This window comes from Streptomyces sp. AC550_RSS872, from assembly GCF_019049285.1.
Taxonomy (GTDB): domain Bacteria; phylum Actinomycetota; class Actinomycetes; order Streptomycetales; family Streptomycetaceae; genus Streptomyces.
Genome location: NZ_JAGMUL010000166.1, coordinates 1 through 247, shown reverse-complemented (window position 1 = coordinate 247; position 247 = coordinate 1). Strand labels below are relative to the sequence as shown.

Here is a 247-nt window from a genome sequence, read left to right as displayed (position 1 = left end):
GTCATTGGCCGCGGAGCCCTTGGTGGCGGCCGCCCTCTCGGCGTACGAAGCCGCCCGCTCGGCCCGTATCGCCAAGATGGTCAAGGCCGCCTCGGACAACCGCGACGCCAAGACGGCAGGCCCGCTCACCCGGCGGATACGCGACCTGGTGATGCCGCTGGCGGTCCGCCTCTTCTACGAGAAGGCCACAGCCTGGCTCTACACCCACGACTGCGGCGAACTGCTGACCATCCGGACGGATGGAGAC

1 pseudogene is annotated in these 247 nt (G+C 69.2%); it reads left to right on the top strand.

Annotation, left to right across the window (positions count from 1 at the left end):
• Window positions 1-22: 22 nt before the first annotated feature.
• A pseudogene (locus KUM44_RS38250) lies at window positions 23-247 on the top strand (hypothetical protein); the annotation flags it as partial.